This window comes from Oceanihabitans sp. IOP_32 (genome assembly GCF_009498295.1).
Lineage (GTDB): Bacteria > Bacteroidota > Bacteroidia > Flavobacteriales > Flavobacteriaceae > Wocania > Wocania indica.
Map to the genome: position 1 here is coordinate 415,001 of NZ_CP040813.1, position 12,262 is coordinate 427,262.

At 35.4% G+C, this 12,262-nt stretch carries 11 protein-coding genes, 1 tRNA gene and 1 rRNA gene (1 of these 13 only partly in view); 7 read left to right on the forward strand and 6 right to left on the reverse strand.

The window, feature by feature from the left end; translation table 11 throughout:
• A 16S ribosomal RNA gene (locus FEZ18_RS01700) occupies positions 1-1,292 on the reverse strand; it reaches 230 nt to the left of the window's first position.
• A gap of 1,024 nt (positions 1,293-2,316) precedes the next feature.
• Between FEZ18_RS01700 and thrS the strand changes: the two genes are divergently transcribed.
• From thrS to FEZ18_RS01725, 5 genes are all read left to right on the forward strand, one after another.
• Entirely contained in the window at positions 2,317-4,251 is a 1,935-nt protein-coding gene (gene thrS, locus FEZ18_RS01705; protein WP_153266709.1) for a threonine--tRNA ligase, read from the forward strand.
• A 32-nt stretch (positions 4,252-4,283) separates the two neighbouring features.
• Positions 4,284-4,829: a translation initiation factor IF-3 gene (gene infC / locus FEZ18_RS01710; protein WP_228122913.1), complete on the forward strand. Its 546-nt coding sequence runs from the start codon at positions 4,284-4,286 to the stop codon at positions 4,827-4,829.
• Positions 4,830-4,923: 94 nt separating this feature from the next.
• Entirely contained in the window at positions 4,924-5,121 is a 198-nt protein-coding gene (gene rpmI, locus FEZ18_RS01715; RefSeq protein ID WP_153266711.1) for a 50S ribosomal protein L35, read from the forward strand.
• A 140-nt stretch (positions 5,122-5,261) separates the two neighbouring features.
• Entirely contained in the window at positions 5,262-5,606 is a 345-nt protein-coding gene (gene rplT, locus FEZ18_RS01720) for a 50S ribosomal protein L20 (RefSeq protein ID WP_153266712.1), read from the forward strand.
• A 196-nt stretch (positions 5,607-5,802) separates the two neighbouring features.
• Entirely contained in the window at positions 5,803-6,627 is an 825-nt protein-coding gene (locus tag FEZ18_RS01725) for an HAD family hydrolase (protein ID WP_153266713.1), read from the forward strand.
• 4 nt (positions 6,628-6,631) lie between these two features.
• On the opposite strand, the gene FEZ18_RS01730 is transcribed toward FEZ18_RS01725, so the two are convergent.
• Complete coding sequence (locus FEZ18_RS01730; protein ID WP_153266714.1) at positions 6,632-7,054, reverse strand: secondary thiamine-phosphate synthase enzyme YjbQ; 423 nt, start codon at positions 7,052-7,054, stop codon at positions 6,632-6,634.
• Between the two features lie 93 nt (positions 7,055-7,147).
• A complete protein-coding gene (locus FEZ18_RS01735; RefSeq protein ID WP_194269502.1) occupies positions 7,148-7,993 on the reverse strand; it encodes a universal stress protein in 846 nt (281 codons plus the stop codon).
• A 284-nt stretch (positions 7,994-8,277) separates the two neighbouring features.
• Between FEZ18_RS01735 and FEZ18_RS01740 the strand changes: the two genes are divergently transcribed.
• Entirely contained in the window at positions 8,278-9,279 is a 1,002-nt protein-coding gene (locus FEZ18_RS01740; RefSeq protein WP_153266716.1) for a M28 family metallopeptidase, read from the forward strand.
• 189 nt (positions 9,280-9,468) lie between these two features.
• On the opposite strand, the gene FEZ18_RS01745 is transcribed toward FEZ18_RS01740, so the two are convergent.
• The 3 genes from FEZ18_RS01745 to rlmF form a co-directional block, all read right to left on the reverse strand.
• A tRNA-His gene (locus FEZ18_RS01745) sits at positions 9,469-9,544 on the reverse strand.
• A gap of 88 nt (positions 9,545-9,632) precedes the next feature.
• Entirely contained in the window at positions 9,633-10,349 is a 717-nt protein-coding gene (bshB1, locus tag FEZ18_RS01750) for a bacillithiol biosynthesis deacetylase BshB1 (RefSeq protein ID WP_153266717.1), read from the reverse strand.
• 209 nt (positions 10,350-10,558) lie between these two features.
• Positions 10,559-11,524 (reverse strand): 23S rRNA (adenine(1618)-N(6))-methyltransferase RlmF, encoded by a 966-nt coding sequence (gene rlmF / locus FEZ18_RS01755; protein ID WP_410505146.1) that lies wholly within the window; start codon positions 11,522-11,524, stop codon positions 10,559-10,561.
• Positions 11,525-11,527: 3 nt separating this feature from the next.
• Here rlmF and FEZ18_RS01760 point away from each other — a divergent pair, with 3 nt between their 5' ends.
• Positions 11,528-12,187: an HAD family hydrolase gene (locus FEZ18_RS01760; protein WP_153266719.1), complete on the forward strand. Its 660-nt coding sequence runs from the start codon at positions 11,528-11,530 to the stop codon at positions 12,185-12,187.
• The last annotated feature ends 75 nt before the right edge of the window (positions 12,188-12,262 follow it).

A 12,262-nucleotide genomic window follows, 5' to 3' on the forward strand; every position in this document is an offset into this window, starting at 1 on the left:
CGAACTGTGATAGGGTTTATAGATTCGCTCCTTCTCGCGAAGTGGCTGCTCTCTGTCCCTACCATTGTAGCACGTGTGTAGCCCAGGACGTAAGGGCCGTGATGATTTGACGTCATCCCCACCTTCCTCACGGTTTGCACCGGCAGTCTTGTTAGAGTTCCCGACACTACTCGCTGGCAACTAACAACAGGGGTTGCGCTCGTTATAGGACTTAACCTGACACCTCACGGCACGAGCTGACGACAACCATGCAGCACCTTGTAAATTGTCCGAAGAAAAGTCTATCTCTAAACCTGTCAATCTACATTTAAGCCCTGGTAAGGTTCCTCGCGTATCATCGAATTAAACCACATGCTCCACCGCTTGTGCGGGCCCCCGTCAATTCCTTTGAGTTTCATTCTTGCGAACGTACTCCCCAGGTGGGATACTTATCACTTTCGCTTAGTCACTCAAACCGAAGTCCGAACAACTAGTATCCATCGTTTACGGCGTGGACTACCGGGGTATCTAATCCCGTTCGCTCCCCACGCTTTCGTCCATCAGTGTCAGTTCATTATTAGTAATCTGCCTTCGCAATTGGTATTCCATGTGATATCTATGCATTTCACCGCTACACCACATATTCTAACTACTTCATAATAACTCAAGATAACCAGTATCAAGGGCAATTCTACAGTTGAGCTGCAGACTTTCACCCCTGACTTAATCATCCACCTACGGACCCTTTAAACCCAATGATTCCGGATAACGCTTGGATCCTCCGTATTACCGCGGCTGCTGGCACGGAGTTAGCCGATCCTTATTCTTACAGTACCGTCAAGCCTCTACTCGTAGAGGTGTTTCTTCCTGTATAAAAGCAGTTTACAACCCATAGGGCAGTCATCCTGCACGCGGCATGGCTGGATCAGGCTCTCGCCCATTGTCCAATATTCCTCACTGCTGCCTCCCGTAGGAGTCTGGTCCGTGTCTCAGTTCCAGTGTGGGGGATCCCCCTCTCAGGGCCCCTACCTATCGTAGCCATGGTATGCCGTTACCACACCATCTAGCTAATAGGACGCATAATCATCTTTTACCGATAAATCTTTAATATAAAATCCATGCGAATATTATATACTATGGAGTATTAGTCAGAATTTCTCCTGGTTATCCTCCAGTAAAAGGCAGATTCTATACGCGTTACTCACCCGTGCGCCGGTCGTCGACAAGTGCAAGCACTCTCGTTACCCCTCGACTTGCATGTGTTAGGCCTGCCGCTAGCGTTCATCCTGAGCCAGGATCAAACTCTTCATCGTTAATTTTTATCGTGCTCGCTAATTCTAAAACTAGCCAACAACTTTAACAACTAAATAGGAATGTTCTAGTTCTCAAAATGGTCTATTCTCTTTTGTGATCTTAACCGTTTCCAGTTAAAATCTTACGCTGTCAATTCAATATGTTTATGAACTTGTTTCTCTTGAACTAACGTCGTTTCCTCCGTTAGCGGGTGCAAATATAACACCTTTTTTTAATCTCACAATGCTTTTTAAAGTTTTTTTTTAAAAAAAATATCACTCTACTTTTTTATCCTTAAATCACACTCTAAATGAACTTCGCTTCTAACAAGTTTAATACCCGTTTTAGCGGGTGCAAACATACAATACATTTCCGTATTATCAACTACTTTTTTTAGCCTTTTTTTAAAGTTTTTTTGCCGCCTTTTTAATCGCCTTGTTTTGTGGGGGTTATAAACTTAAAACCAATCGAATACTATAAACTAATTTTGTTTGAGGCGGTTTTTTGGTGTTAAACACCTATAAGTCCCACACGTTTTACAGATGTTATCGTAAATGTATTGGTTTACATTGGGCCTACTAACAAATTTATTAGATTATGATTCTTTTTAGATAGTCTTTAAATAATACTCCTTAATAAGGTCGCACTACCTCATTACACCCCTACCTATTATAAGTCCGTATGGTATTACCTCGTTTTACGGTTTGTAGGTCTCCTTATTATATAGCTATAAGATTATATAGGTATAAGGTTTTACTCCACTACCATAATATACAGAACCCCAAAAAAAAGCTGAAAACCTACGTGCAACGATAGACTGGGTTAAGGATTAAGGTGACAGCCTTTATTTGCGGCCGCCTATGGTAAAAAAAAGATCTGCCGGCCGGCCGGCAGGTACAGCTCAAAGCCTGACCTTACAACATCCAATGCGCGGTAAGGGAACGCCCTAAGAAAAAAAACAACAGCTCTATTATAAATTACTCCTATATATTGTGTGGATTTATTTATATGTCTATTTTTGCGGATTGAATATAATTATATTAAATGATACATATAACATTACCTGATGGCAGTGTGAAAACGTTTAACGCGAACGTTACACCAATGGATGTTGCTAAAAGCATAAGTGAAGGGTTTGCTAGAAATGTGATTTCGGCAAATTTTAACGGTACCACAGTAGAGACCGAAACACCACTAACTACCGATGGTACTCTGATTTTATACACTTGGAAAGATGATGCTGGTAAAACCGCTTTTTGGCATAGTAGTGCGCACGTTTTAGCTCAAGCGATCGAAGAACTATACGTTGGCGCCAAACTTACTATTGGCCCTGCTATTGAAAATGGGTTTTATTATGATGTTGATTTTGGTGAACATACGGTTTCTGAAAAGGACTTTAAAGCCATTGAAACTAAAATGTTGGAGATCGCAAGAGGAAAACACGAGTTTAAAATGCGTTCTGCAACAAAAGCTGAGGCTTTGTCCTTTTACGAGGATAACCCATATAAAACCGAACTCATTGAAAACTTACAAGATGGTACGATTACATTTTGTGATCATTCTACGTTTACTGACTTATGCCGTGGCGGACATATTCCTAACACAGGTATTATTAAAGCTGTTAAGGTTTTAAGTGTTGCCGGTGCCTATTGGCGTGGTGACGAGAATAAGCCTCAATTAACCCGTGTTTACGGTATTTCGTTCCCGAAACAAAAGGAACTCACAGAATATTTACAACTACTTGAAGAAGCCAAAAAACGTGACCATAGAAAATTAGGTAAAGAATTAGAATTGTTTACCTTTTCACAAAAAGTTGGGCAAGGTTTACCACTTTGGTTACCCAAAGGAGCCGCTTTACGGGAGCGCTTAGAGAATTTTTTAAAGGTTGCGCAGAAAAAAGCAGGTTATGAAACAGTAATGACACCACATATTGGTCAAAAAGAATTATATGTAACCTCTGGGCACTATGCAAAATATGGTGAGGACAGCTTTCAGCCTATTAAAACACCAAAGGAAGATGAGGAGTTTTTGCTGAAACCAATGAATTGTCCGCACCACTGTGAGATTTACAAAAGCGCACCTTGGAGTTATAAAGATTTACCAAAGCGTTATGCAGAATTTGGTACAGTTTACAGATATGAGCAAAGTGGTGAATTACACGGTTTGACGCGTGTACGCGGGTTTACTCAAGATGATGCACATATCTTTTGTATGCCAGAACAATTAGACAAAGAATTTAAAGATGTTATCGATTTAGTGCTTTATGTATTTGGTTCGTTAGGCTTTGAAAATTTTACTGCACAAGTTTCTGTAAGGGATCCTGAAAATCCAGACAAATATATAGGAGATGTTAGCAATTGGGAAAAAGCAGAACAGGCCATAATAAATGCGGCTACAGATAAAGGCTTAGACTATGTTATTGAAACAGGAGAAGCAGCGTTTTATGGTCCGAAGCTAGATTTCATGGTGAAAGATGCTATTGGAAGACGCTGGCAACTAGGCACCATACAAGTTGATTACAACTTACCAGAGCGTTTCGATTTAACCTATAAAGGCAGTGATAACGAGACACATAGACCTATAATGATACACCGTGCACCGTTTGGTAGTATGGAGCGGTTTATCGCATTATTATTAGAACATACTGGCGGAAATTTCCCACTTTGGTTGATACCTACTCAGGCCATTATATTATCTATTAGTGAAAAATATGAGAAATACGCCGAAAAAGTTTTAAATTTGCTAGAAAATGACGAAATTCGCGCACTTACTGATCACAGAAATGAGACCATAGGCAAAAAAATTAGGGAAGCCGAAATGCAAAAGCACCCATATATGATTATTGTTGGTGAGCAGGAAGAACAAGAAGGTAAGATTACAGTACGAAAACACGGTGGTGAAGATTTAGGCATGATATCTGTAGAAGCCTTCACTGAGATGATAAAAGAAGACATTAAAAAAACGCTAAAATCGTTTTAAAAATAATTAGTTTAATTTAAAATTATAAAGTCATAGCAATTAGAAGAAGACAACAACCTAGAAGGGTTTCACAAGAGGATAAACACAAAATCAACTCCAAAATTACGGCACAAAAAGTGCGTCTTGTTGGGGATAATGTTGAAATTGGTATTTATACTAAAGGTGATGCTATGAGAATAGCAAATGAGCAAGAATTAGATCTGGTAGAGATATCACCAAATGCAGAGCCTCCTGTATGTAAGGTTATGGATTATAAAAAGTTTCTTTACGAACAAAAGAAACGTGATAAATCTTTAAAGTCTAAAGCCACCAAAGTTACGGTAAAAGAAATCCGTTTTGGACCTCAAACTGATGAACACGATTACGAATTTAAAAAGAAACACGCTGAAAAGTTCTTAAAAGAAGGTGCTAAATTAAAAGCATTCGTTTTCTTTAAAGGCCGTTCGATAATATTTAAAGAACAGGGACAAATCTTATTACTAAGATTAGCGCAAGATCTTGAAGAGTTTGGAAAAGTGGAACAAATGCCTCGTTTAGAAGGTAAGCGTATGACTATGTTTATGACCCCAAAGAAATAAACATAGGTATTGCACAAGTATATAACACTATAAGCCCATTTTAAACTGGGCTTCAAAATAATTAAGCGAATTAATTAAAAACTAGGAGAAAAAAATGCCTAAAATGAAAACCAAATCTAGTGCTAAAAAGCGTTTTAAGCTTACAGGCACTGGTAAAATTAAAAGAAAACACGCTTTTAAGAGTCATATCTTAACGAAAAAATCTAAAAAGCGTAAGAAAGCCTTAACTAAAATGACTTTAGTTCATGAGGCAGACTTAAATAATGTTAAACTCATGTTACGTTTAAAGTAACAGGATTTTAATCGGTTAAAACAATTTATAAACCCTGGAGTTAGGCTTATTTATTTCTAGTTTAAGAATTTTGATTTCAAGCTAGAAAAAATAGAAAAGTATCTCATATTGATCGCCTACTACAAAAAACAATTAAAATTATGCCAAGATCAGTAAATTCTGTAGCTAAAAGAGCCCGAAGAAAAAAGGTGATTAAGCAAGCAAAAGGTTACTTCGGACGTCGTAAAAACGTTTGGACAGTAGCAAAAAATGCGGTTGACAAAGCGATGCAATACTCGTATAGAGATCGTAGAAACAAAAAGAGAACATTCCGTAAACTATGGATTACGCGTATTAACGCAGGAGCCAGAGAGCACGGTTTATCTTATTCTCAATTTATGGGAGCCTTAAAAGCTAATGACATTCAATTAAACCGTAAGGTTTTAGCAGATTTAGCTATGAATAACCCGGAAGCTTTTAAAGCTGTAGTAGAGAAAATTAAATAAGGCGTTTCGCCTATTGTAAAACATATTATTCGCTTAATAAAAAATCTGATTCTAAATTGAATCAGATTTTTTTTTGTTCTTTATTAAACTTACTTCAGAATGACGCTCCTATTTGCTCCTACTACAATATATTTGAAATTAATTTAAACGATAAAAACTCGAGTACTAAGTTTGTAAACCGCAATAAAATAATTTGATGGATTTATCTAAAATAAAATTAGTTGTTACCGATTTGGACGGCACCCTACTAAATTCAAAACAAGAAGTGAGTGCACAGTTTACAGAATTGTTTAACCAACTATTGGCACATAATATTGTTTTTGTTGCCGCTAGTGGCAGACCACAATATAGCATCATAAAAAAACTACATACCATAAAAAATGATATTACCATAGTATCGGATAATGGTGCGCTAGTTTCCAAAAATAACGATGTTATTTTATCTTCCCCTTTAAAAAAAACCAAGCTGGCTCAAGTTATCCGTTTAATTAACGCCCTAAAACATACTCACCCCGTTTATTGCGGAAAAAACAAAGCATTTGTAAACAGTGATTCTAAAAACCTTATAGCACTTTTAGAAGAGTATTATCCCGATTACGAGTTTATTGAAAATGCAAATACTATAACAGAGGATATTTATAAGGTAGCACTTTTTCATGAAGAAAATTCTGAAAAACATATTTATCCTTTCGTAAAACATTTAGAACAGGACTTTAAAGTAAAAACATCGGCACATCACTGGGTAGACATATCGGACAAATTAGCTCACAAAGGATACGCCATTAGAATGCTTCAAGAGCGTTTAAATATTTCTTTTGAAGAAACTATGGTTTTTGGAGACTATAACAACGATATCGAAATGTTAAAACGTGGCTATTTTAGTTACGCCATGGAAAATGCTCATGAGACGGTTAAAAAAATTGCGCGTTTTAAGACCAAAACAAATAATGAATTGGGCGTAGAATACGTATTACAACAATTAATTTGTGCAAAAAACAAGTTAAAACCAAATGGAGTATAAAAGTTTATTGTCCAAAAGCAGTAATCACTAAAGCTCTTGAATTGGCATGGTTTCGATGTTCACATAAATAAATGCCTTGCCAAACTCCTAAATTAAGTTCCCCATTAGAAATAGGAATTTGCACAGACGCCCCTAAAACAGATGCCTTAATATGTGCGGGCATATCGTCAATACCTTCATAAACATGTTCGTAATAAGGAGCATTTTCGGGTATCATGACATTAAAATGACTTTCAAAATCATTTCTTACCGTATAATCGGCATTTTCGTTTATAGTTAAACTTGCAGAAGTATGTTTTATAAACACTTGAAGTACTCCAATTTTAATAAGATGTATTTCTGAAATTGCATTAATAATTTCATCTGTTATTAAATGAAATCCTCTAGAGCGCGGTGTTAATGTTATGTGTTTTTGAAAAAATTTCATTTGTAATTATTTCTGATAAGTCAAGCTATAAAAATAGCTATACACACTAATATTTGTAAAAAACATAATAGGCTTTTTAACAAAGCCCATTATTTAAAGGGCTGTGTTTCTCATCACTAAAAAGGGAATATCAATATTAAAAGCAAACCGTTGAATGTCTTGAATTTTAAAAAGACGTTCAAAAAAAGAATGTTTTTTATCTACCATTGCTAATACTTTAATATTATTGTTAACAATATAATCATGAACATCATCATACATTGTTTCAATCGAAGTATTAATAAATTCGTGCTTAGCCTCTTTAAAAATCGTATTGAAAAAGTCTTGAGCTTCTTCTTGACTATAACCCTCTTGTCGTTGATCTGAAAGATGTAAAATATCTAAAGTCGAATTTTGCACGGTCATTATATCTTCAAGGGGCTTAAAATTGTTGGTATTAATCAATTTGAAATTTGAATTTACAAAAGCGATTTTTTCAACACCCTGAAAACTATATCCAGACGGAATAGCAAGAACAGGAAGATTACTACGCTGCATGATTTTTACGGTATTACTACCGAAAAGAATTTTCTTTAAACCAGATGCACCCTTTGTTCCCATAATAATTAAGTCGATATTATGATTTTCTGAGACTTGATTAACAGCGTCAATAAAATCGTCGTAATCTACAACCGAGTGAAATAGATGCTTATTATTACGGTATTTCGATTTCATATCAGAGATAAGTTGCGATATAGATTTTTGAGCCTCATCAATCAAGGTTTGATAAACACTTGTAGTTGAGGAAACCGTCATCATGTCTCCAGAAATATACGAAGAGGCTTTCTGTACGTTAAAAAAGTAAAAATCGCAGTGCGTATTTTTAAATAACTCCAGAGCATAATGGATTGCATTTATAGAGTTTTCAGAAAAATCTGTTGGTAATAATATCTTATTCATAAATTTTGTGTCTTGTACAAAGTAAATATACAGGAACAAGGGCATTGAAAAAATGACAAATGTCAGTTGCAAAATAATTTTGACTCGGGTACAAATAGTACTCCATAAAAACTCATGTGCCCATAAATAAAACAGGCCATCGTCGTCCTAGATTTATAAAAACAATATGTTTAGGGACTAAATTTAAACTTATAAACGCCATTTTATATCTATTTATAACCATTAAGCAGGAAAAATGAACTGTTTTTTGTAATATAGTAAGCTAAAACCAAATGTCTAAACTCATGAAAAAAATTGGTTTATTATTTTTTAGTGCACTATTAATAGTGTCCTGCAGCTCTTCTCAAAATAAAAAGTTAGGGATTGACCCTAGCCAGTACGCCGAAACCATAACAGCCACCGAACTCGAAAAGATGTTATTCATATACGCATCTAATGAGTTTGAAGGACGAAGTACGGGTGAACTTGGACAAAAAAAAGCCATTGAATTTATTAAAAACAATTATATAGATGCCAAAATCTCGTCACCTCTTGGTGATGGTGACTATTTTCAAACTATACCCGAAGCTTATTTTAACGGTAAAGCGAAAGCATCAGAAAATGTTCTTGCGTATATAAAGGGCTCTAAAAAACCAGAAGAAGTAATTGTAATATCTGCACATCTAGACCATATTGGGATAGCTTCAAATGGCGACATTAACAATGGTGCAGACGATAATGGTTCGGGCACGGTAGCTATCATAGAAATTGCCAGAGCTTTTAAAGCTGCCGAGATCGATGGTTATGGTCCCGAGCGTTCTATTCTTTTTTTACATGTAACTGGCGAAGAAATTGGGTTGTTTGGCTCGCGATATTACACCGAGGTAGAGCCCGTATTTCCTTTAGCGAATACTGTTGCTAATTTAAATATAGATATGATTGGTCGTGTGGATTCTAAACATAAAAATGGAGATAATTATTTATACCTCATTGGATCGGATCGATTAAGTAAAGCCTTGCACGATGTTTCGGAAGCTGTAAATAAGAAATATGTAAACCTTAAATTAGACTATACGTACAACGATTTAAACGATCCTAATCGTTTCTATTACCGATCAGATCATTACAATTTTGCTAAAAACAACATCCCAGTAATCTTTTATTTTAATGGTACTCATGACGATTATCACAGACCAACAGATACTCCAGATAAAATAAACTATAAGTTTCTAGAAACCCGTACACGTTTAATTTTTTATACCGCTTGGGAGTTAGCTAATCGTGAAGAGCGGGTGCCCTTGGATTAATTTTTTTTTTGAAACATGACATTTATACCAAATTAACAATACGATATTTCAAAATAAATTGGTGTTACACCATAAAAGAAGGTCAAGTCCAAAAGTTGTGTTCAAGTAACAGTTGTTAATCTAGAAAGGAAAAACCTTCAGTAATCTCACAAAAAAAGCCCCTCAATTTCTTGAGAGGCTTTTACTTTTGGGTGGAAGACCGGATTCGAACCGGCGACCCTTGGTACCACAAACCAATGCTCTAACCAACTGAGCTACAACCACCATGTAACTTGCATTTTGTAATGCGCTTGCAAAGATAGTTTATTTTGTGATTGCACCAAATTTTTTCTTTCCTTTTTTAAGAATAATTTTCACTTTAAATCGAACAAACTATCTACTGCAGGGTAACGTTCTGTTGTAAAGCCTTCTGCAAACTCAACACCAATTAATCGCCCTAAATCTCGAGCTCTATAATTTACACTTTCGGTGAAATTTTTACTAGATATTGGTGTTTGGGGCGCTTTACTTGAGGCGTCGAAAAACTGAGTTTTATACGCTAAAACCGCCTTCATTTTAACTTCGATAAAATCGGAAACATCTACCACAACATCTGGCTCTAAATTTTTCCATTGAATATAATGGTAAACCTGTTTTGGACGCCAAGGTTCTTGTAAATCCTTGTCAAGAGTCGTTTCGATTTTAACTAATCCGCTTAAAAAACAAGAATCACTAACCAATTGACTTCCTTTAGCGTGATCTATATGTCGATCTTCTACAGCATTACAAAGCACAATTTCGGGTTTATATTTGCGAATCATTTTAATAACTTCTAATTGGTGCTGCCTATCATTGACAAAAAAACCGTCAGCGAAACCTAGATTCTCTCTAACCGCAATTCCCAATATTTTAGATGCATTGCTAGACTCTATTGCTCTAGTTTCAGCAGTACCTCTAGTACCCAATTCGCCACGAGTTAAATCTATAATCCCTACCTTTTTACCATGGGCTATTTCTTTGGCTATGGTAGCTCCACAACCCAATTCCACATCGTCTGGATGCGCACCAATAGCAAGAATATCTAATTTCATATCTCTATTTTTAATCCTAAAATGCAAAAATAACTTTTTAACATTATTGTTTTCTCTGTTTTTAAATATTTCTTATTACCAACTGCTTCAATAAAAAAATCTTTTTTTTAAAAATGTCTTTATAAATCCCTAGCATTTCTTGTAATGAGATAATCAGGCACAGCATAAATAAGCAGGTAAAGCATGAATTTATCTGGAAACCTATTTGTTTATTCGAAGGTCCAGGCCACAATACGCGATAATTTATTACCCTGTTTCATAGGTATGGTTTCAATAGTGCTAGCTCCTAACTTTTTTAAAGAGCTGTAAAAATCTTTTAACAATTCTTTTTTAGACACTAAGGTGCTAAACCAAATACATTGTTCTCTAAATAAAGAACTTTCGTATAAATAATTGTGAATAAATGCTTTTTCACCACCTTTATACCAAAGTTCATTATGGGTGCCAGCAAAGTTTCTAACCACCTCAGCCCCTTCCCTATTTAATCCCTTCAGTTTTCTTCTAGTTGCTTCTAAGGCTTCTCTTTCAGATTTATAAAATGGTGGATTACAAATAGAAATTGAGAATCTATCTTGTTCATTTAAAATTCCTTTAAGAATTTGAGCAGGATTTTTTTGGTGTCTTAAAGAAATATGAGTGTTTAATTTATTCTTATTAATGATGTTCTGGGCAGTTTCTATAGATTTTGTATCAATATCCGATCCCACAAAAGTCCAATTATACTCTGCAACTCCCAAAATAGGATAAATACAAGTAGCTCCTGTACCAATATCCAGGACTTTAATGTTATTTGTAATATTCGCTGTTTCTAAAAGCTGTGATATATGGTGAATATAATCTACCCGACCAGGAATTGGCGGACACAAATTAATATCTGGAAACTCCCAATAATGTATGTGATAATGCTGCTTTAACAACGCCGTATTTAATGCTTTTACCGCTTTAGGATTCGCAAAATCAATGGTTTTAGTGTCGAATTTATTTAAAAACACAAATTCTTTTAATTGGGGCATACACGCACATAAAACCTCTAAATGGTATCCAGCCCTATGTTTGTTTTTCTCGTGAAAATTTGATTTTGTTTTGATAATTAGTTGTTTTATGGATAATTCAAAACTACAAAATAGTTTGTTTAGGTGTTTATTAAGTAATCTAATATCTTTGCCAAAAATTATACTATGTTAAAAGCTGTAATATTTGATATGGATGGGGTAATTGTGAATAGTGAACCCCTGCATCACAAAGCGTATGATAAAATGTTTAATGAGGTAGGTATTCAAGTGTCTGATGCGCTTTACCAATCGTTTACCGGTCAAGCGACATATCCTATATGCGAAACGTTATGTCAAACTTTTGGTCTTAATCAATCTCCAGAAGAATTAGTTGCTATTAAACGCAAGCATTTTAAATATTTATTTGATAATGATGACAGTTTTCAACTTATTGACGGCGTTTTAGAATTGATTCGAGATTACCACAGCAATGGATTAAAACTGGTATTAGCATCGTCGGCATCTATGCCCAATATTAATAGAATCTTTGAACGTTTTAACCTAGACCAGTATTTTGTTGATAAACTAAGTGGAGCCGATTTAAAAGCCTCAAAACCGCATCCAGAAATATTTATAAACGCGGCTAAATCTTCTGGTTTTGATAGAGCGTCTTGCCTGGTTATTGAAGATTCTACCAACGGTATAAAAGCCGCAAACGCAGCTCAAATTTTTTGTGTTGGATTTAATAGCGGGTATTCTAACAACCAAGATTACTCGACAGCTGATAAAGTGATCTCAGATTTTAAAGACATTCATTACAATAAAATAAAAGACCTTTTAAAATAAAAGTAATCCCAGTCAAGAAACTGAAACTTGTTAACTTGTTAACAGCTTATCACGTTGCCTTTTGTTTACGACATC